Annotated in this window: 22 protein-coding genes; 13 read left to right on the top strand and 9 right to left on the bottom strand. The window is 71.9% G+C overall.

Features of this window, described 5'->3' with window-relative positions:
• Nucleotides 1–73 precede the first annotated feature (73 nt).
• Nucleotides 74–895 carry a MerR family transcriptional regulator gene (locus AA0Z99_RS05320; protein ID WP_413320151.1) on the top strand — a complete coding sequence of 274 codons (822 nt, stop codon included), beginning with the start codon at nt 74–76 and terminating at the stop codon, nt 893–895.
• Here the strand turns inward: AA0Z99_RS05320 and AA0Z99_RS05315 are convergent.
• On the bottom strand, nt 882–1,478 hold the full coding sequence (locus AA0Z99_RS05315) for a class I SAM-dependent methyltransferase (protein ID WP_413320149.1): 597 nt from the start codon (nt 1,476–1,478) through the stop codon (nt 882–884). The genes AA0Z99_RS05320 and AA0Z99_RS05315 overlap by 14 nt on opposite strands.
• Before the next feature lie 44 nt (nt 1,479–1,522).
• Here AA0Z99_RS05315 and AA0Z99_RS05310 point away from each other — a divergent pair, with 44 nt between their 5' ends.
• Nucleotides 1,523–2,314 (top strand): alpha/beta fold hydrolase, encoded by a 792-nt coding sequence (locus tag AA0Z99_RS05310; RefSeq protein WP_413320147.1) that lies wholly within the window; start codon nt 1,523–1,525, stop codon nt 2,312–2,314.
• Between the two features lie 93 nt (nt 2,315–2,407).
• Here the strand turns inward: AA0Z99_RS05310 and AA0Z99_RS05305 are convergent, their stop codons facing one another.
• Nucleotides 2,408–2,734, bottom strand: a complete 327-nt coding sequence (locus AA0Z99_RS05305; protein ID WP_413320145.1) for a YciI family protein — start codon at nt 2,732–2,734, stop codon at nt 2,408–2,410.
• Nucleotides 2,735–2,910: 176 nt separating this feature from the next.
• On the opposite strand from AA0Z99_RS05305, the gene AA0Z99_RS05300 reads away from it, so the two are divergent.
• The 5 genes from AA0Z99_RS05300 to AA0Z99_RS05280 all read left to right on the top strand — a co-directional run bounded on the left by AA0Z99_RS05300 (nt 2,911) and on the right by AA0Z99_RS05280 (nt 6,381).
• Complete coding sequence (locus tag AA0Z99_RS05300) at nt 2,911–3,447, top strand: DinB family protein (protein ID WP_413320143.1); 537 nt, start codon at nt 2,911–2,913, stop codon at nt 3,445–3,447.
• A gap of 83 nt (nt 3,448–3,530) precedes the next feature.
• Nucleotides 3,531–3,860 carry a YciI family protein gene (locus tag AA0Z99_RS05295; protein ID WP_413320141.1) on the top strand — a complete coding sequence of 110 codons (330 nt, stop codon included), beginning with the start codon at nt 3,531–3,533 and terminating at the stop codon, nt 3,858–3,860.
• Entirely contained in the window at nt 3,860–5,179 is a 1,320-nt protein-coding gene (locus tag AA0Z99_RS05290; RefSeq protein ID WP_413320139.1) for an RNA polymerase sigma factor, read from the top strand. Before AA0Z99_RS05295 ends, AA0Z99_RS05290 begins: the two co-directional genes overlap by 1 nt.
• Entirely contained in the window at nt 5,166–5,972 is an 807-nt protein-coding gene (locus tag AA0Z99_RS05285; protein WP_413320137.1) for an alpha/beta fold hydrolase, read from the top strand. The genes AA0Z99_RS05290 and AA0Z99_RS05285 overlap by 14 nt, the downstream gene beginning before the upstream one ends.
• A 61-nt stretch (nt 5,973–6,033) precedes the next feature.
• Nucleotides 6,034–6,381: a YciI family protein gene (locus AA0Z99_RS05280; protein WP_413320136.1), complete on the top strand. Its 348-nt coding sequence runs from the start codon at nt 6,034–6,036 to the stop codon at nt 6,379–6,381.
• A gap of 147 nt (nt 6,382–6,528) precedes the next feature.
• Here AA0Z99_RS05280 and AA0Z99_RS05275 read toward each other — a convergent pair whose 3' ends face one another.
• Nucleotides 6,529–7,422, bottom strand: a complete 894-nt coding sequence (locus tag AA0Z99_RS05275) for a GNAT family N-acetyltransferase (RefSeq protein ID WP_413320134.1) — start codon at nt 7,420–7,422, stop codon at nt 6,529–6,531.
• A 266-nt stretch (nt 7,423–7,688) separates the two neighbouring features.
• Between AA0Z99_RS05275 and AA0Z99_RS05270 the strand changes: the two genes are divergently transcribed.
• Nucleotides 7,689–7,901, top strand: a complete 213-nt coding sequence (locus AA0Z99_RS05270) for an alpha/beta fold hydrolase (RefSeq protein WP_413320132.1) — start codon at nt 7,689–7,691, stop codon at nt 7,899–7,901.
• 175 nt (nt 7,902–8,076) lie between these two features.
• Entirely contained in the window at nt 8,077–8,715 is a 639-nt protein-coding gene (locus tag AA0Z99_RS05265) for an SRPBCC domain-containing protein (RefSeq protein ID WP_413320130.1), read from the top strand.
• 61 nt (nt 8,716–8,776) lie between these two features.
• Here AA0Z99_RS05265 and AA0Z99_RS05260 read toward each other — a convergent pair whose 3' ends face one another.
• From AA0Z99_RS05260 to AA0Z99_RS05250, 3 genes are all read right to left on the bottom strand, one after another.
• Nucleotides 8,777–9,229 carry an SRPBCC family protein gene (locus AA0Z99_RS05260; protein ID WP_413320128.1) on the bottom strand — a complete coding sequence of 151 codons (453 nt, stop codon included), beginning with the start codon at nt 9,227–9,229 and terminating at the stop codon, nt 8,777–8,779.
• A 401-nt stretch (nt 9,230–9,630) separates the two neighbouring features.
• On the bottom strand, nt 9,631–10,023 hold the full coding sequence (locus tag AA0Z99_RS05255; RefSeq protein WP_413320126.1) for a hypothetical protein: 393 nt from the start codon (nt 10,021–10,023) through the stop codon (nt 9,631–9,633).
• Nucleotides 10,024–10,222: 199 nt separating this feature from the next.
• The gene (locus tag AA0Z99_RS05250; RefSeq protein ID WP_413320125.1) at nt 10,223–10,771 is read right to left on the bottom strand and encodes a MarR family winged helix-turn-helix transcriptional regulator; all 549 of its coding nucleotides are present in this window, start codon (nt 10,769–10,771) and stop codon (nt 10,223–10,225) included.
• A gap of 119 nt (nt 10,772–10,890) precedes the next feature.
• Between AA0Z99_RS05250 and AA0Z99_RS05245 the strand changes: the two genes are divergently transcribed.
• Nucleotides 10,891–11,166, top strand: a complete 276-nt coding sequence (locus AA0Z99_RS05245) for a hypothetical protein (RefSeq protein ID WP_413320123.1) — start codon at nt 10,891–10,893, stop codon at nt 11,164–11,166.
• A 72-nt stretch (nt 11,167–11,238) separates the two neighbouring features.
• Here the strand turns inward: AA0Z99_RS05245 and AA0Z99_RS05240 are convergent, their stop codons facing one another.
• Complete coding sequence (locus AA0Z99_RS05240) at nt 11,239–12,306, bottom strand: trans-sulfuration enzyme family protein (RefSeq protein WP_413320121.1); 1,068 nt, start codon at nt 12,304–12,306, stop codon at nt 11,239–11,241.
• Between the two features lie 2 nt (nt 12,307–12,308).
• The gene (locus tag AA0Z99_RS05235; RefSeq protein WP_413320119.1) at nt 12,309–12,938 is read right to left on the bottom strand and encodes a GNAT family N-acetyltransferase; all 630 of its coding nucleotides are present in this window, start codon (nt 12,936–12,938) and stop codon (nt 12,309–12,311) included.
• A 65-nt stretch (nt 12,939–13,003) separates the two neighbouring features.
• Between AA0Z99_RS05235 and AA0Z99_RS05230 the strand changes: the two genes are divergently transcribed.
• From AA0Z99_RS05230 to AA0Z99_RS05220, 3 genes are all read left to right on the top strand, one after another.
• On the top strand, nt 13,004–14,125 hold the full coding sequence (locus AA0Z99_RS05230; RefSeq protein ID WP_413320117.1) for a DNA glycosylase AlkZ-like family protein: 1,122 nt from the start codon (nt 13,004–13,006) through the stop codon (nt 14,123–14,125).
• An 81-nt stretch (nt 14,126–14,206) separates the two neighbouring features.
• A complete protein-coding gene (locus AA0Z99_RS05225; RefSeq protein WP_413320115.1) occupies nt 14,207–15,145 on the top strand; it encodes a diacylglycerol/lipid kinase family protein in 939 nt (312 codons plus the stop codon).
• The gene (locus AA0Z99_RS05220) at nt 15,142–16,197 is read left to right on the top strand and encodes a phosphatase domain-containing protein (protein WP_413320113.1); all 1,056 of its coding nucleotides are present in this window, start codon (nt 15,142–15,144) and stop codon (nt 16,195–16,197) included. Before AA0Z99_RS05225 ends, AA0Z99_RS05220 begins: the two co-directional genes overlap by 4 nt.
• 60 nt (nt 16,198–16,257) lie before the next feature.
• On the opposite strand, the gene AA0Z99_RS05215 is transcribed toward AA0Z99_RS05220, so the two are convergent.
• Nucleotides 16,258–17,286 (bottom strand): NUDIX domain-containing protein, encoded by a 1,029-nt coding sequence (locus AA0Z99_RS05215; RefSeq protein ID WP_413320111.1) that lies wholly within the window; start codon nt 17,284–17,286, stop codon nt 16,258–16,260.
• Nucleotides 17,287–17,302: the final 16 nt, after the last annotated feature.

Below are 17,302 nucleotides of genomic sequence, written 5' to 3'. Positions count from 1 at the left end.
CCTTGGTCGACTGCCTCCATCCCAGACCGTGCCCTCAGGGCACGGTCAAGCGACGCGTGCGAACCTCGTCGTCATGGCATGGAGCACCAGGGAGCTGGCCGAGCTCGGCGGCACCACCGTCAAGACCGTGCGGCACTACCACGCCATCGGGCTGCTCCCGGAGCCCGAGCGGCGCATGAACGGCTACAAGCAGTACGGTGCGGCCCACCTCGTGCGCCTGCTGCGCATCCGCAGGCTGGTCGAGCTCGGCATCCCGCTCGCGAGCATCAGCGCCATGGTCGACGACCCCGCGAACGGGACGGAGGTCCTGCGCGCGCTCGGGGGCGAGCTCGACGCGCAGATCGCGCGACTGCAGCGCGTGCGGGACGAGGTGACGACGCTCGTCGACCAGGGTGGCGCGCTCGACGTGCCGGAGGGCTTCAGCGAGGTCGCGAGCCAGATGAGCGAGGCAGACCGGGCGCTCATGCTGGTCTACTCGCGCATCTACCACCAGCCGGGCGTCGATCGCATGCGGGAGATGATCAAGGAGCTCGGCCGCACGCCGCTCGACGAGGAGCTCGACGCGCTGGCCGCCGACGCCGATGACGCGACGCGCGAGGCGCTCGCGCGCCGCTACGCGCCCTACCTCGCCGACATCCGCCGGCGATGGGGATGGATCGACGACCCCATGCAGCACGCGAGGCACAGCGCCGCCCAGATGCGCTCGGCCGTGATCGGCACGCTCCTGGAGGTCTACTCCGCGGCGCAGCTCGACGTCATCGCGAGGGCGAACCGCATCATCGACGAGCGCACGGCTGACATGCCCGGAGCGCGCGGGCTGCCCGAGGGGCAGGGCGCCGACTCGGCGACGCCGTCCGACGTGGGACGCCCGGACGCCGCGATCAGCGCCGGCTGACGAGGAGGTAGCGCTCGTCATCGATGCGCCGGCCCCAGAGCGCCGGGTCCTGCAGCATCGTCAGCTCGTGCGTCTCGCGCACCTGGCCCAGGAGCTTCGAGGACTCCGCGGCGGAGAGCCCGACGTCGTTGCTCCAGCGGCCCTCGACCAGCACCAGCACACCGCCCGGCGCGAGCAGCTCGACCCACGTGCGCAGCGCCTCGAGCGGGTCGGGCATCGCCCAGAGCACGTGCCGGCACAGCACGGCGTCGAACGACCCCGCGGGCAGCGGCGGGTGCGCGGCGTCGGCGACGGTGAAGACCGGGCGAGGGAGCACGTCGGAAGCCTTGCGGCGCGCGCGTCGGATCATCTCGGGGGAGAGGTCGATGCCGTGCACCTGATGCCCGCCCTCGACGGCCAGGAGCGTCGACAGCGTGCCGGTGCCGCAGCCGAGGTCGGCGACGCGACGGGCAGCGGTGCCGAGCACCGGGAGCAGGAGCTCGGCCCAGGCGCGGCGGACGGCGGGGTCGCGCAGCCCGTGGTCGGCAGCCTCGTCGAAGGTCTCCGCCTCGCGATCCCAGGTCGCCCGCATGTCGTCGGCCATGCGTGCGATCCTCGCACGCCGTCGGGGCGCGTAGCCTCGGTGCGGTGGAACCGAGACGACGAGCGATCACTCGCGCCGACGTGGTGCTCTCGATGCTGGAGCTCCCCGGCGAGGAGCCGGCCGTCCTTCTCGTGCACGGGCTGGCAGGCAGCGCGAGCGAGCTGCTGCCGACTGCCCGCGCGCTTGCCGGGCGCGCGGTGATCCTCGTCGATCAGCGAGGGCACGGTCGAAGCACGCGGCGGCCGGAGGATCGCTCGCGCGAGGCCTTCGTCGCTGACATCGTCGACGTGATCGAGCGCGAGGCGAGCGGCCCCGTCGACCTCGTCGGTCAGTCGATGGGCGCGCACACGGCGATGCTCGTGGCGGCGGCGCGCCCCGATCTCGTGCGCAGGATGGTGCTGCTCGAAGGCGACCAGGGGAGTGGCGCACCGGCGGATCACGAAGCGCTCGGCGCGTTCTTCGCCGGTTGGGAGGCGCCGTTCGCCACCCGCGAGGAAGCCGCGGCGTCGCTCGGGGGCGGTGCGCTCGCCGAGGCGTGGGCAGCAGATCTGGAGGAGACGGCGGATGGCCTCCGCCCGCGATTCGATGCCGACGTCATGGTCGAGACGATCTCCCACGTCGCCGTGCCTCGGTGGGACGAGTGGCGGTCGGTCGTGGCGCCGACGCTGGTCGTCTACGGCGAGCGAGGCATGTTCAGCGAGTCGCAGCAGTCGGCCTTCGTCGCCGCCAACGCCAACGCCACGCGGGTCGTCCTCCGCGACGCATCGCACGACGCGCACCTCGACGCGCACGATGCGTGGGTCCGAGCAGTGGTCTCGTTCCTCGGCGCCGCCTGACGAGGCTCGACGACGACCACGAGGATTCGTCTGCTCGAGTCGAGCTGAGGACGTGTGCCGTGGGGCCGACGGCGCGCACGCGAGTCGGCGGCGTCACCGCACGCGTCGAACTTCGACGGTCGCGGAGCGCGCTTCGACGAAGCGTGCCGCGATCTCGAGCGCCCGGCCCTCGTCGGCGACGTCCACCAGGTAGTAGCCGCCCACCCATTCCGTGGCTGCCATGTGCGGCCCGTCGGTGACGGAGAGTCCGTCGCCCGTGCGCACGATCTTCGCTCCGTCGAGGGAGAGCTCATGCGTGTCGAGGAGCTCTTCGGACGCCGACAGCTCGTCGATGAGGTCGACGTGTGCCGCACGGAAGGCGTCGTGGGCATCGGCGTGGATGGCTGCTTCGCTGCTGGCGCTCGAGTAGATGAGGATCATGTGCCGCATCGTGGGGGTCCCTTCGTCGGTCGTCCTTGCAATGTCTCGACGCACGCGCCGACATCTGGAGGACAGGGCCATCGGTGTCGGGGTGTCCTCGAGCGCCGAGCGGCGACGTCATGGTCGTGGGGGCGGTGCGATGATGCCTGCCTCGAACCGATGATGGGGAGGACGCGATGGTGAGCCACGAGGCGCGGCGAGACCCGGTGACGGATGAGCTGCTCGGCTGGATCGAGGCCAGCCTGGGCCGGATCGCCGGCTCGGTCGCTGGTCTGAGCGAGGCGCAGGTGCGGGCGACGGCCGCGCCGTCGGGCTGGTCGATCGCGGGGTTGGTCGGTCACGTGCACGCCTCGACCCGCTTCTGGCTGCACAACGTGATCGGCGGCAACGCGGTCGAGCTCGACCAGCGCGGGGTGTGGGACAACGACCCGAGCCTGCCGTTCCCTGCGCTGCTCGAGCGTGTGACGCGGGAGACGAGCGACGCATGCGCCGCGGTCCGTGGCCGATCGAGTGAGGATGCGCCCGGGTGGTGGCCAGAGGGCGCGTGGGGCGGCTACCGGCAGCACACGGTCCGTGGCGTGCTCTTGCATGTGCTGCACGACAATGCAGCGCACGTCGGCCATCTCGACATCGTCAGAGAGCTGCTCGATGGGGGTGTCTGGGACGACGCCGAGAACCGGATCAGGATCGCGGCTGACCGGAACGAGTCGTAGATCGCGATGATGGCGATGTGTCCTCGATGGTCTGCGAGATCCGTCGTCCTGGTGTCAGGATCGAACGAACTCGAAGGAGAATCATGCGCTACGTGCTGTTCATCTGCAACGACCCGACCGGGGAGCCCTACGACGCGAAGCACGACAACGTGGGGGAGTGGGTCGAGGCGCTGCAGGCGTCCGACTCGTACGTGCTGGGCGATCGGTTGCGGCCGGTCGAGGATGCGACGACGGTGCGCGTTCGCGGCGGGGAGCGCATCGTGGCCGACGGGCCGTTCACCGAGAGCCGCGAGTGGATCGCCGGCTTCGACATCGTCGAGGCTGCAGACCTCGACGCGGCGATCGCGATCGCCGCTGGGCATCCCATGGCGCGCTTCGGGCTGGTGGAGGTGCGACCGGTGTGGCCGTTCTGATGCCGCACGGCACCGAGAGCCGGAGCGTCGGCGCCGCCGACGCTCCGGCGTCCGATGCCGTCCGTCGCGTCGCGTCGCTCGAGTACGGACGGGTGCTGGCCAGCGTGATCGGCACGGTGAACGATTGGACGATCGCCGAGGACGCGGTGCAGGACGCGCTGGCGCGCGCGCTCGATCGGTGGCCGCGCGATGGCGTCCCGCGCAGCCCGGCGGCATGGGTGACGACGGTCGCGCGTCGTCGTGCCATCGATCTCGTGCGCCACGAGAGCGCCGAGCGGCGAGCCCTGGCTCGTCTGGAGCACGAGCTGCCGGAGGTGTTCGATGAGGTCGCGTCGGGTGTCGCCTTCCCCCGCGGCGACGAGCGGCTGCAGCTGATCTTCACCGCATGCCATCCCGCTCTCACCCTGGAGGCGCGCGCGGCGCTGACGCTCCGAACGGTGCTGAACGTGCCGGTCGACGAGCTCGCGATCCTCTTCGCGGTCTCGCCGGAGACGATGCAGAAGCGGCTCGTTCGGGCTCGGGCCAAGATCAAGCATGCCGGCATCGCGTACCGGGTGCCCGGACCGGCAGAGATGTCCGCCAGGAGCGAGAGCGTCTGCGAGGTGCTGTCTGGCCTGTTCACGCTCGCCTATGCCGATCCGACGGCACGGTCCGAGGCTGCCGCGGAGGCCATCCGGCTCGCGCGGCTGTGCTGCGAGCTCTTCCCGTCCGACTCCGCTGCGTGGCTCGAGCTCAACGGAGTCCTCGCGCTGCTGCTGCTGCAGCACTCCCGCCGTGCCGCGCGGACGTCCGCCGAGGGGCTCACGGTGCCGTTCGAGCGTCAGGACCGCGAGCTCTGGGATCAGGAGGCGGCGGATGAGGGGCTGCGGATCCTCGATGCCGCGCTCGAGCGTGCCGCACAGGCGCGCGTGCCGGGGGGTCGGCACCTCGTGCGTGCCGCCATCGCTGCGGAGTACGTCCGCCCCTTCCGGGTCGGCGGTCCCGGTGAGATCGACCACGCACGGATCGCCGGCATGTACGAGCTCCTCGAGCGGCTCGATCCCTCACCGTTCGTCACCGTGAATCGCGTCATCGCTGTCGCGAACGCGGGCCATCCTGCCGCGGCGCTCGAGCTGCTCGAGACGGTCGCGCTCGCGCTCGCCGGGCACCACCTCCTCGCGGCGGTGCGCGGCGACATGCTGCGTCGGCTCGATCGCACCGGGGAGGCTGCCGCAGCGCTGCGCACCGCCGCCGCCGCTGCGCCATCGGATCGTGAGCGGCAGTCCTATCTCCACGAGGCCGCCCTGCTCGACTTGGATGCTGCACATGCGCATCCTTGAGCGAGCGCTGCCCGGCTCGGTCGTGCACGCGACCGCGGCGGCTGGCGCGCTGTCGCGCGTCGTGCTGTGGCTCGGCGGCACGCCGCACACCGGTGGGCTGCTGGAACCCGTCGTCGATGCGGCGACGGCCGCGGGCCGCGACGTGATCAGCGTCGCCAGGCCCGGGTACGGCGGCGCGCTTCGACGCCCGGGTCGGAGCGTCGCCGACGCGACGAGCGAGGTGGCCAGGCTGCTCGACGTGCTCGACCTCGACGACGTCGTCGTCGTCGGCTTCTCGGGAGGTGGCCCGCATGCGATCGCGACCGCAGCAGCCCGCCCCAGCCGTGTGAGCCACGTCCTCACGTTCGGCTGCATCGCGCCGTTCTCCGCGGACGACGAGTGGTTCGCCGGGATGGCAGACGCGTCAGCGCTGCGAGCAGCTGCCTCAGGGCTCGCCGCTCGCACCGCCCACCCTGACACCTTCGAGCCGTCGAGCTTCGTCGACGCCGACTACGACGCGCTCGAGGGTTCCTGGCACGCCCTGGTCACCGACACCGATGCGGCGCAACGACAGGGTCCAGGCGGTGCCATCGACGACGACATGGCGTTCGTGCAGCCGTGGGGGTTCTCGCTCGACGACTGCGCCGCCCCGGTCGTCGTGGTCCATGGGTCACGCGATCGGGTCATACCCGTGCAGCACGCGCACGCACTGTCTGCGGCTCTCCCGAATCCCCGGTCCGTGATCCAGCACGGCGACGGCCATGTCTCAGCCCTGCGGGCGCTCGACGTGCATCTGCGCGAGGTCGCCTGCTAATCGCGATCCGGCGAGTCCAGGGTCGACGTCGTTCGCGCGTAACTCATCGAGAGTAAGCACCATGCCCCAGCTCGCCGTCCTCATCTACGCGCAGGACTCCACCCATGCTGTTGACGCCTCAGACGCCGACCTCGCGGTCCCGGACGCCCACGGGCGAGCCCTCGCCGAGTCCGGTGCGCTGCGGGCTGCGTACGCCTTCTCTCCACGGAATCTCGCGTGTTCGATCCGTGCCGCCGCCGTGACCGAGGGCCCATTCCTCGACGATCGCTCCGTGGTGGCCGGCGTCTCTGTGATCGACGCTCCGACGTGGGACGACGCACTGATGATCGCCGGGACGAACCCACAGGTGGCGCTGGGCGGAGGCGTGAAGGTCCGCCTCATCCACAGCGGCGGGGTCGTCAAAAGCTGACGAGCTCGCCGCACAGTTGGGCCGTCAGGCCCGATCTGATCGCTGGCGTCGGCATGCCGCACTGCCCTGCCCAGTGGCCGAGCGCTGCAGCGGCGTTGCCGTAGATCTGTCGAAGCAGCCCTCGCCTTCAAGCGCTTGGGCGCCTGCTCAGTCCTCTCGAAGCCAGTCGGCGACCTCTGCTCTCGCCGAGAATCCAGCCGCCACGTACGTTGCGATCGCGCCGACGTTCGCGCTCTCGGCGCAGACGATCGCGCTCGACGCCCCAAGTTCGCGGAGGGCAGCTGCAGCTCCAAGGGTCACCGTTGTCCCATGTCCGTGGCCGCGGTGATCTTGATGGACCCCCATCGGCTCCAGAAGTCCCGGACGCCCTTCCCCGGCCGACCAGACGGCGGCGATGGCGACGACTTCGCCGTCTCCCTCCTCGACGTTGAGGATCCGCGCCGAGCCGAAGAGTGGACCCGCCGCCACGTTCTCCCAGCCACTGACGAAAGTGCGCATGTCTTCCTCCGACATCGGCGTGCCGCGGAAGGCCGACCTATGGACGCGGACCCATTCCTCGGTGTCACCAGGTGCGATGGTTCGGATTCGCAGACCGTCGACATCGATGTCGAGCGGCTGCGTGAGATCGAGGTGGAGGGGAGTCCACGGCTCGTCAGCGCGCCATCCACGCGCGTCGAGCTGAGCGCCGAGGGCATCTGCGCCGCGCGCTTCGACCACGGCTTCTCCCGGGTCAAGCACACCGGTGCCAGGAACGTCCACGTCCGCTGCGATGCGAGCGGCCAGCCGTTGATCGACGAGTCGTTCCGGGTCGATCGCGAGCCGCAGCAGCTGCGGGCCATCGATCAGTGCGATGGCAGCGACGGCATCATCGATCGACCACACCCGCATGCTGGCTGCGGTTGCCGATTCGCCGCGGAGTCCATACCAGCCGAGGTCACCAGGATGCAGCTGCAGCGGTCCTTCGTCGCGCTGCCATCCGCAGATCACCTCGTGCAGGTGGGCGAGATCCCGGACGTCCGGGGTGCCGAGGGTCACACTCATGGGGCTTCCTTGCCTCTGTGATCGCTCCGTCGGGGGAGCAGAGCCTTGCAACCTAGCAGACCGTCGCACCGCGGCTCGCCCCCTCGTGCTCAAGCGCGCGCAACACCTCTGGTCGCCTCAGGGAGGCTGGGTCCTGGAGAGGCTACGGCGCGCCACCGACCGGGTTGTCGGTCAGCTCGATCGCCGCGAGCGGAGCCGTGACCGGGCCGGACTCGCGCTCCGCTGCGGCGCAACGACAGGGTCCAGGCGGTGCCATCGACGACGACATGGCGTTCGTGCAGCCGTGGGGGTTCTCGCTCGACGACTGCGCCGCCCCGGTCGTCGTGGTCCATGGGTCACGCGATCGGGTCATACCCGTGCAGCACGCGCACGCACTGTCTGCGGCTCTCCCGAATCCCCGGTCCGTGATCCAGCACGGCGACGGCCATGTCTCAGCCCTGCGGGCGCTCGACGTGCATCTGCGCGCCGTCGACCGCTGATCGAGCAGTGGAGCCGACGCGTCGACGCTGCGCGTGGAGACCGAGCGCAGCTCGTCCTTCCGCATGGTGCGGCCGTCTTGTAGACAAGAGGCATGCAGATCGCGGAAGCTCTCGTCGAGCACATTCGGATGCCGGTCGTCGGACGTCGGTCGACGCGAGCCGAAGGAGCGAGGCCATGACCATCGGGACCCAGATCGATCGTGTGCTCCGGACCGTCGATCTCGACGCCGAGGGAGCGATCGTGGCTCTGCAGCAGACCTTCCCGACGGCAGTCGACGACCTGTGGCAGGCCTGCACCGATCCGGCTCGGCTCGTGCGCTGGTTCGAACCCATCGAGGGGTCGTTGCAGCAGTCCGGCCGATACCGGCTCACGGACAGCGGCACCGAGGGCACCATCGAGCGGTGCGAGCCGCCGACGACGTCGGTCCATGGCCGCATGGCGGCGTTGACGGTCACCTGGGAGTACTCCGGCGACATCTCGCGTGTCGTCGCGACGATCGCAGCGCATCCAGAGGGCGCATCGCTGACGATCCAGCACATCGGCGCACAGGATGCGCATTGGGAGGAGTTCGGGCCGGCATCCGGAGGGATGGGCTGGGACGAGAGCCTGCTCGCACTCGGCCTGCACCTCGAGGGCGACCCCCGTGGCGAACCCGAGGCATTGCGACGCGAGCTCGCGACGGACGCTGGCCGCGAGTTCTTCGCGCGATCGGCCCGCGCCTGGCGGGACGCGCACGTCGCCGCAGGAGCATCCAACGGGTCGGCCGACGCTGCCTCGCAGCGATCGTTGGACGCCTACCTCGCCATGGGCTGAGCCCTCCGAGCCATTGCGGGCCCTGCGCGCACTAGCGCGATCGCCACGACCACGCGGCTCATCACGTTCCGATCGCGTCCGCGAGCCGCCGCACCATGCGCGCCCACGTCTCTTGCGTGCGCTCGAGGTGCTCCTGCCACTCGGCCTCCATCTCGTGACGCAGCACCAAGGTGCACCCCGTCGCCGTCGGCTCGATGTCGATGGAGACGACCGAGTGCTCGCCATCCGCCGGCAACCAGGTGAAGACGAGGCGTCGTGGACGGTCGAGCTCGACAAAGGTGCCGGTGGGCGTCGTCTGCGCCGGGTCGCGACTGTCGACGAGCCAGAGCTCGCCACCTTCGCGGGCGTCGATGCGGACGTCCTGCAGCACGGTGCCCGGTGCCGACTCCGCGAGCGCCCGCCCCATCCATCGACGCACGAGCTCCGGGTCGAGCCATGCGTCGAAGACCTTCTCGGCGCTGACGGCGAAGTCGTGGCTCGCGGCGGCGACGATGCGGTCTCCGGCGTTGGTCATGATCGCTCCTTCGATACGTCGTGCTTCACAGCCAGGACGGCGTCCATGGCCATGAGGCCGGACGCACAGAATGCCGTCGTCGCCTGGACACACTCTGCGACGTCGCGCAGCGGCTCGGGCTGGAAGGTCAGCAGATGCTCGCGGCCGTTCGTTGGTCGAGTGACGAGGCCCGCGCCTCGCCAAGGTGAAGGCGGGCGATGATGGCCCGCCGCGTCTGATCCGCTATCGCAGGGAGCGCGTCATCCAGGCGTTCGATGGCATTCGTCATGTTCAACCTCAGGGGTGAACATGCGAGTCCGTGCCGAACGCTGCAAGGATCGGCGACAGCGTGCGGCGACCTCGGTCGACTCGGAGCGAACGGCCGGTCGCGGAGTTCACGAACCTGGGCGCGGCTGCGCGACTCACGCTCGCGGGGGAGCGTCGCCATCCTGCTGGCGCTCGTGCGCCCGCGCCATGATCGAGGCCACCGAACCGGTGGCGAGGATCACGGCGAGGATGCCGTCCCAGACGACGAGGTCGGCGGCACCGGGCACATCGCCGAGCACGAGTCCAGCGGCGGCGAGGGACAGCTTGCTGAGCGCTGCGATCATCCAGAGCGCGACGAGACCGGGGCGTGCGGTGAGGAGCGCGAACAGGGCGGTCCACGTGGCCAGCCCAACGACGCGCCAGAGCTCGGCGACGAGGGAAGCGCTGGGGGTCGCTCCGAGGAGTGGGATTGCGCTGACGGTGGCGACCAGCGCGAGGACGACAGCGGCGACCGCGGCGAGCCGTGCAAGGAGGTGAAGGTGTCGCACGTGGCCAGCATCGTCGACGCGCGTGAACGTCCGGTGTCGATCGACGGGGCTGTGAGGTCGCTCGCAGGGCCACCAAAGTGCGCGGCGGGCGGCACTGTCGATGCCGAACGAGCGAAAGAGGGCTACTGCTCGCTGCGATCCGACATAATGTGCATTATCGGCGCTGCAGCATCGCGACGCTGAGGCTGAGCCGGCGCGATCAAGCGGTGCGGATCGGCGCCTCCGTGGGCGGCTCGTGCACATCGACCTGCTCGACCGCCTCGACCATCCGCTCGAAGAAGCTCGCCACCGTGCGCCGCTCGTCGTCGTCCAGGCCGTCGACGACATCGATCATGCGCTGGTGCATCGCGCCGAGCGTCGCGCGCACCTCGTCGTCCGTGTCCGTCGTCGGCACGACGACGGTCGCTCGACGGTCGTCCGGGTGCGCATCGCGGCGCACGTGCCCGCTGCGCACGAGTCGGTCGACGAGCGCCGTCACGGACGGCGATGCGAGCCCGAGCGCGGTGCCGAGGTCGCGCTGGCGCATCAGCTCGCCCGTGCGGTGGGCCTGCAGCAGCAGCCGCAGCGCCAGCAGATCGGTCTCGCCCATGCCCATCGACGAGCGCGTGCGCGCCCGCATCGAGGATTCGGCGGTGCGGTAGCGGCGCAGCTGGTTGAGCACGTCGACGCTCGTGGGCACCTCGTGCTCGGGGTACCAGTAGCCGGAGGCCGTCGTGGGCCGCTGCTCGTCGTTCGTCGCGGGGCTCATCGCGCCCTCCTCCCGGTTCGATCGTGCTCGGCTGGTTCTCAGCCTCCGTGCAGATCATACCGTTCGATGATGATACGTTTCGTTCATCGAACTACATGCATCGAACCGAGGAGCTGGACATGACCGACACCCTGTCGCCGATCCGCACGCACGACGCCTTCGATGCACCCGCCGCGAGCACCACGCAGTCTGACGTCAGCACTGCACCGCGCGGCATGACGTGGGCATCGCCGGGCAACGGCCTCTGGGTCGCCAGCAGGCACGACGCGACCGGCACGACGTTCCTCGGATTCGTCGAGGAGAGCCTCGAGGAGTACCTCGCGGTCGACGGCGCAGGCCTCTCGCTGGGGCGCTTCCCCGACCTCCGCAGCGCTCAGGCGGCGTTCCCCGGCTGACCCCTCCCCCGGCGCTGCCTCGCGAGGCGCCGCGAGGTGGCAACGCCCGCAGCAGCGATCACCCGGCAGTGATCACCCCAGCGCGGCCAGCAGGTCCTCGGCGAGGTCGTCGATGTGCTCGATGCCGACCGAGAGCCTGATGAGCCCCTCGGGGATCGTCGGCGCCTCGGTCGCCCAGCGCCGACGGCGCTCGAGCAGCGACTCGACGCCGCCCAGGCTCGTCGCGGGGATCCAGACGCGCACGCGCTCGACCACGCGGTCAGCCGCGGCGGCATCGGCGAGCACGATCGCCAGCACGGTCCCGAAGCCGGGGTCGCGCACCTCGAGCACCCCCGGCGCATCCTCCAGTCGGCGCGCGAGCGCTCGCGCGTTCGCTGCCGCTCGCTCGAGCCGCACGGAGAGCGTGCGAAGGCCGCGCAGGGTGAGGAACGCCTCCATCGGCCCGGGGATCGCACCGTGGAGGCCGCGGTGGTGGCGGAGGCGCTCGGCGAGCGCTGTCTCACCGGTCACGACCGCGCCGAGCACGATGTCGCTGTGACCGGCGATGAGCTTCGTGGCGGAGTGGACGACCAGGTCTGCGCCGAGCGCGAGGGGCTGCTGCAGCAGCGGTGATGCGAAGGTGTTGTCGACGACGCTCGTGACCCCGGCAGCGCGCGCGGCGGCCGCGAGGCGGGCGATGTCGGCGACCTCGAGCGCCGGGTTGGTGGGCGACTCGAGCCAGAGCATGGCGGCGCCCGGGAGCGCCGCCTCCACCTCGTCGGCGTCCGCGACATCCACGCGCCGCACCTCGTAGCGGCCAGAGCGGGCACCGTCGTCGAGCAGCGCGAGCGTGTGCTGGTAGGAGTGGCGCGGCACCACGACCGCTCCCCCGCTCGGCACCAGGTGCATGACGGCGCTCACGGCGGCCATGCCGCTCGCGAAGGAGATGCACTCGCCGCCCTCCAGGCTGCCGAGCGCCTCCTCGAGCGCGGTCCACGTGGGGTTGCCGTACCGGGCGTACTCCAGCTCGCCGCCCGCGACGAACGCGCTGGCGAAGGTCACCGGCTCGTTCAGCGGCGCGCCCGGCAGGTGCGGCGGTCGGCCGGCCTTGACGAGCACGGTCTCGGGTCGCGGCAGCGAGGGGCTCGAGGTGTCAGACATGCTCATATCCTGGCACCGTCGCCATCACCGGTGCGGAGCACGCGGCGGCGCTTCGTCGGCTGCGCGACCTCCACCATCCCTGCCGCCGCGAAGGTCGGGACCGTGCCGACGTGCAGCTCCTCCTCGATCACCGCGGTCGTCGCGATCGGATAGGCCTCGACGGCCCGGGCGCCCCGCGACCGCGCGAAGTCGACGGCAGCGGATGCGAGCGCACGGCTGATCCCGCGCTTGCGGTGCCCGGCCCGCACGAACACGCAGGTGATCGCCCAGACGGAGGCGTCCTCGGGATCCTCATCGCGGCCCTTCCACGGCACGGCGTACGCGCGCACGAGGCCCTGGTGCTCGCTGCGGGGTGCGACCGCGACCCACCCGACAGGCGTCCGATCGAGGTACGCGATGAGGCCGGTCGTGCCGGATGCCTCGGGATCACCGGCTCGGGTCTGCTCGACGAGCCGCAGGGCGCGCTCCTCGATCGGCATGCCGGCGAAGCTCTCGCCGCGCGCGAGCCGATAGCGCTGGCAGCGGCAGCGATGCCCGCTGCCGCGGTTGCCGAACAGGGCATCGAGGTCGGCGGGGTCGGCCTGGTTCGCGGGAACGATGCGCAGTCGCTCCTGTGCGTGCTGCGGGTCCATGTCGAGATCCTGCCGCATGTCGCCGCCGGTCGCACGGCCCAGAGCCTCCTGCGTACCATCGGCGCATGCCGACCAGCGAGATCCGCACGCTCAGCGTCGAGGAGGCCAGGCGCATCGCCGTGCGCGCGCAGCTGCTCGACGCGCCCGGCTCGGCCCGTGAGCCGCACGAGCTGCCGGAGGTCGTGGAGCGGCTGACGCTGCTGCCGCTGAACCCCACCGACATCGTCGCGCCGTCGGCCGAGCACATCGCGCACACGCGCGTCCCGAGCCTCTCCTTCGGCGAGGTGCGCGCGGCGGCGGAGCTCGAGCACAGCCTGGTCGAGCACCTCGGGCCCCACCGCCACCCCATGGAGGCCTGGGCGATCGGGCTGCGCGCCACGAGCGACCTGCCGTGGCTCCGAGCGATCGGGCGCGACCCGAGCTCGATCCACGAGAGCGCGCACGCGTGGCTAGAGGCGAACGGCGGGTTCCGTCGACGGGTGCTCGAGCAGCTGCAGCAGGAGGGGCCGCTCCCCCAGGCCGAGATCGACGACGCAGCCGACGTGCCCTACCGCTCCAGCGGCTGGAACACCGACCGCAACGTGGCGATGATGCTCGAGCTGCTGCAGATCCGCGGCGAGGTGACGGTCGCCGAGCGGCGCGGCGCCGCGCGGCTCTGGGATCTCGCGGAGCGCGTGCTCCCGCCGAGCGACCCGGCCCGCGGCCAGCCCAGCCTCGACGAGGCGTGGGCGACCTGGCGCGCGCGTTGGCTGCGCTCCTGCGGGATCGCCCGCGCGACGCACCTGGGCACGCAGGGCGAGCCGGTGCGCATCGAGGGCGTGCGCGGCGAGTGGCGGCTCGACCCCGGCGCGAGCGCCGAGGGGTTCGCCGGTCGCGTCGCCCTGCTCTCGCCGCTCGACCGTCTGATCGCCGACCGCAAGCGGATGGTGCAGCTGTGGGGGTTCGAGTACGCGCTCGAGCAGTACACGCCGGCGGCCAAGCGCCGGTGGGGCGCGTTCGCGCTGCCGATCCTCGACGGCGACCGGCTCGTCGGGAAGGTCGACGCGAGGGCCGAGCGCGATGTCGGGGCGCTGCGGGTGCACCGCATCCACTGGGACGCACCGCCGCGCGCGTCGCTCGCGGACGCCGTGGGCGATGCCGTCGCGCGGCTCGCCGAGTTCCTCTCGTTGCGGCCCTCGATGCCCTGAGCCAGTCGGTCTGGGAGGCAGCGCCGCTCCAGTGCGAGGGCTGCGCGCAGCGCACCGCCCGTGCGGCGCTAGATTCGCCACGTGCCATCCCTCGTCATCATCGGCAACCCCACCGCGCGCGGCTTCGACCGCGCGGTGGACGCGGTGCTGCGCGAGGCCGCGATCGCGGGCGACGACGCGCGCGTCTGGCCGACCACTGCGGCCGCCCCTGGCGGGCCGCAGGCCGAGCGAGCCCTGGCGGGCGGGGCGGATGCGGTGATCGCGGTCGGGGGCGACGGCACGGTGCGCGAGGTCGCGAGCGCGCTCGCGCACACCGGCACGCCGCTCGGCGTCATGCCCGTCGGCACCGCCAACCTCTTCGCCCGCAACCTGGGCCTGCCGCTGCGCGACCCGGCGGAGGCCGCACGGATCGCGGTCGAGGGCGCGGACGCGGCGATCGACCTCGGCCGAGTGGCGCTGACGCGCGCCACGGAGCCGGACCCGGGATCGGAGCCCGAGCCCGAGCCCGAGCGCGCGTTCCTCGTCGTCACGGGGGTCGGCAACGACGCCCTCGCCGTCGAGGCGGCCTCCTTGCGCGACAAGCGCCGGCTCGGCTGGGCAGCCTACGTCGCGATCGGGGCGCGACGGCTCACGAGCGCGAGCTTCGCGGTGCGCGGCAGCTTCGACGACGGCGCGGGTGAGACGACGGACGCGTGGAGCGTGCTGGTGCACAACGCCGCGCGCATCCCCGCCGGCTTCGCGGTGCTGCCGCGGACGCGGCTCGACGACGGCCTGCTGCACATCGCCGCCGTGAGCCCGCGCCGCCTGGCGCACTGGGGCCGCATCGCTGCCGCCGGCGCCGGCATCGCCCGTGCGCAGGGGGTGCTGCAGCACCGCACAGCGCATCGGGTGACGCTCGCCGCCGTCGAGGGCCTGCTGCCCGTGCAGATCGACGGAGACGCCGCGGGCCGCGTGGCGCGCCTGGATGCCCGGATCGACCGGGGTGCGCTCAGGGTGCGAGTGCCAGGATCGTTCTCGTGAAGGCAGCAGAGGCGATGCACCGGCTGCGGTCGGCGCCGCACGGAGCGCTCGAGGACCTGCTCGAGCAGATCGACGTCGAGCAGGTGATCCGCGCGGTCTGCGGCAACGCCGTCACGGGCCTCTGGCGCGGCGACCAGCGGCGCGCGCTCGTGCAGCTGCTCTGCGTCGAGCGCGCCGCCGAGCTCAGCCCGGCCATGCGAGCCCGCATCGTGCACGCCCTGCGCCGGCTGCCGCAGAGCGCCGCGGTGTCGGCGGGCATCCGCGCGATGCTCCTGTCGCTCACCGGGGAGCCCTTCCGCGACATGAAGTACCTGCTGAACGCCACGGGCGACAGCCACGACCTCGAGCACGTGGTGTTCGAGCACCTGACCGGCGCCGACCGCGACGCGGTGCTCGCCCACATCGCGGACGAAGCCGCATCCGCTCCCTCGCACGACCTGCGCATCCTGTGCGACATCGACGACACCCTGCAGGCGATGCTGCACGAGCGCCGCTACCCGCGCGGCACCATCTACCCGGGCGTCGTGGAGCTGCTCACCGCCCTCGACGACGGTCACGCGGCAGAGCCTTCGCGCCCGGGCGACCTGACGTTCGTCACCGCCCGCCCGGAGGGCCCGCGCGGCCTCGTCGAGCAGTACACGCGCAACGCCCTCTCCGATCTCGGGCTGCCGCCGCACTCGGTGCTGGGCGGATCGATCTTCAACCTCTTCACGAAGGCCTCCATCAAGGAGCGCAAGCTGCAGAACTTCGAGCGCGAGCGCGCCCTGTTCCCCGAGTGCCGCTTCATGTTCCTCGGCGACAGCGGGCAGGCCGACGCGCAGGTCGGCGCCGAGATGCTGCGGCGCGGGCCCGAGTTCGTCGTCACGGTGCTGATCCACGAGGTCGTGCCGGTGGAGGGCGCAGCGCGCGCCGAGCTCGAGGCGGCGGGCATCCGCTTCCACTCCTCCTACGACGAGGCCGCGAGCATCGCGCACGAGCTCGGCCTGCTCGACCAGGCGGGGCGGGATGCCGTGGTGCGGGCCGTCGACGAGGCCAGCGGCCTGATGACCTGAGCACGGCTGATGACCTGAGCACGGCTGATGACCTGAGCACGGCTGATGACCTGAGCGCGCTCAGGCCCTGCGGTCGCTGCGGTCGGCGAGCGCCGCCAGCCACGCAGCCCGGGCTGCCTCGCCCGGCGCGCTGCCGCGCTGCGCTGCGCCAAGCAGCGCAGCTGCCGTCGTCTCGGCGCGCTCCCGCACCCACGCCGGGTAGCCCATCCGCTCGGCGTGGAGCGCCAGCTCGTCCTCATCCACGATGCGCGCCTCGCCGCCCGGATCGCGCACGACGTCGAGGTCGAGGTCGGTGTACTCCAGCACCCAGCCGTCGCGGCGGCCGATGAGCGTCGGGGGCGTCGCGACGTCGACGTACAGCTCCGCCGGGCTGCCGGGGAACCAGTGCACGAGCGCCCATGTGCCCTCGAGCATCGCGAGCGGCCGATGCGGCACGAGCGTCAGCATGGGCTCGACGCCCGAGAAGGGCTCGAGCCCGGGACGGCGGTAGACCGTCGATCCGCCCGGCGCGCCGAGCCAGACGCCCTCTGCATCACTGCCGAGGGCGATGGCGTCATGCTCCCAGTGCCGCGAGCCGTCCCACTTCGAGGCGCGGACCCGCACGCGCTCGCCGGGCTGCGGCGACGCTCCCGCGAGCAGCGCGAGCGTGCCCGCGACGTCCTCGCGATCGAACGCCTCGTCGCTCGCCGCGATCTCGTCGGCGCGCCACCAGCGCTCCTCGACGATCGACGCGCGCTCCCCCGGTTCGCGCCCGGAGGGATCCGCCTCGAACCGCGGGGTGCGCCACACGAAGGTCGTCATGTCGAGCGCGTCGTAGCGATGGCCGGGCGGAGTCGGCTGCCGCAGGCGGCGCACCGGGCCCACCAGCGCGCTCGCGGGTGCGGTGCGGCCGGTCTCCTCGAGCAGCTCGCGCAGGGCAGCTTCGCGCTCGGTCTCGCCGGGCTCGATGCCGCCCCCGATCGTGAGCCAGCGGGGCGGCACTCCCGGTGCGCTCCAGTGGTGCAGGAGCAGCAGCGCGGCACCCTCGTCGTCGACGCAGACGACGCGCGCCGAGCGGCGGATGCCGCCTGGTCGCGCGTCGTCGGTCACGGGCTCGTCGTGCGCT

The sequence above is a fragment of the Agrococcus phoenicis genome (assembly GCF_047302415.1).
In the GTDB taxonomy this organism is placed as follows: Bacteria; Actinomycetota; Actinomycetes; order Actinomycetales; family Microbacteriaceae; genus Agrococcus.
This window is presented reverse-complemented; position numbering and strand designations above follow the sequence as displayed.

Bases quoted from the DNA above. Each gene is read 5' to 3' on its own strand.
- AA0Z99_RS05320 (WP_413320151.1), top strand. From the start codon at position 74: ATGGCATGGAGCACCAGGGAGCTGGCCGAGCTCGGCGGCACCACCGTC.
- AA0Z99_RS05315 (WP_413320149.1), bottom strand. From the start codon at position 1,478: ATGGCCGACGACATGCGGGCGACCTGGGATCGCGAGGCGGAGACCTTC.
- AA0Z99_RS05305 (WP_413320145.1), bottom strand. From the start codon at position 2,734: ATGATCCTCATCTACTCGAGCGCCAGCAGCGAAGCAGCCATCCACGCC.
- AA0Z99_RS05300 (WP_413320143.1), top strand. From the start codon at position 2,911: ATGGTGAGCCACGAGGCGCGGCGAGACCCGGTGACGGATGAGCTGCTC.
- AA0Z99_RS05295 (WP_413320141.1), top strand. From the start codon at position 3,531: ATGCGCTACGTGCTGTTCATCTGCAACGACCCGACCGGGGAGCCCTAC.
- AA0Z99_RS05290 (WP_413320139.1), top strand. From the start codon at position 3,860: ATGCCGCACGGCACCGAGAGCCGGAGCGTCGGCGCCGCCGACGCTCCG.
- AA0Z99_RS05285 (WP_413320137.1), top strand. From the start codon at position 5,166: ATGCGCATCCTTGAGCGAGCGCTGCCCGGCTCGGTCGTGCACGCGACC.
- AA0Z99_RS05280 (WP_413320136.1), top strand. From the start codon at position 6,034: ATGCCCCAGCTCGCCGTCCTCATCTACGCGCAGGACTCCACCCATGCT.
- AA0Z99_RS05275 (WP_413320134.1), bottom strand. From the start codon at position 7,422: ATGAGTGTGACCCTCGGCACCCCGGACGTCCGGGATCTCGCCCACCTG.
- AA0Z99_RS05270 (WP_413320132.1), top strand. From the start codon at position 7,689: ATGGCGTTCGTGCAGCCGTGGGGGTTCTCGCTCGACGACTGCGCCGCC.
- AA0Z99_RS05265 (WP_413320130.1), top strand. From the start codon at position 8,077: ATGACCATCGGGACCCAGATCGATCGTGTGCTCCGGACCGTCGATCTC.
- AA0Z99_RS05260 (WP_413320128.1), bottom strand. From the start codon at position 9,229: ATGACCAACGCCGGAGACCGCATCGTCGCCGCCGCGAGCCACGACTTC.
- AA0Z99_RS05250 (WP_413320125.1), bottom strand. From the start codon at position 10,771: ATGAGCCCCGCGACGAACGACGAGCAGCGGCCCACGACGGCCTCCGGC.
- AA0Z99_RS05245 (WP_413320123.1), top strand. From the start codon at position 10,891: ATGACCGACACCCTGTCGCCGATCCGCACGCACGACGCCTTCGATGCA.
- AA0Z99_RS05240 (WP_413320121.1), bottom strand. From the start codon at position 12,306: ATGTCTGACACCTCGAGCCCCTCGCTGCCGCGACCCGAGACCGTGCTC.
- AA0Z99_RS05235 (WP_413320119.1), bottom strand. From the start codon at position 12,938: ATGGACCCGCAGCACGCACAGGAGCGACTGCGCATCGTTCCCGCGAAC.
- AA0Z99_RS05230 (WP_413320117.1), top strand. From the start codon at position 13,004: ATGCCGACCAGCGAGATCCGCACGCTCAGCGTCGAGGAGGCCAGGCGC.